The organism is Desulfocurvus sp. DL1XJH-121 (genome assembly GCF_054819825.1).
The window spans coordinates 1-250 of the sequence record NZ_JBTVWW010000160.1 but is presented as its reverse complement, the minus strand read 5'-3'; the positions used below and the strand labels follow the sequence as shown (position 1 = coordinate 250).

1 protein-coding gene is annotated in these 250 nt (G+C 54.4%); it reads right to left on the bottom strand.

Annotated features, from left to right (window positions below):
• Positions 1 to 250 (bottom strand): orotate phosphoribosyltransferase (locus tag ACYYG1_RS17720; RefSeq protein ID WP_461211649.1); only part of this gene is annotated, 250 nt, incomplete at both ends.

Genomic DNA, 250 nt, shown 5'->3' with positions numbered 1-250 from the left:
AGTCCGTATGTAAAAATGGAAATGACGCCGAGGACTTCCGCGCCCTCTCTTTGAAGGGCCGCCGCAGCTTCAAGCACGCTGCCTCCGGTAGAAATCAAGTCTTCAATCACGACTGTTTTTTGTCCTTTCTTAATGGCGCCTTCTATTTGATTTCCTTTGCCGTGCGCTTTCGGTTTGCTTCTGACGTAGCACATCGGCGCGCCCGTACGGTCTGCGAGAAGCGCAGCATGCGGAATGCCCGCCGTTGCAG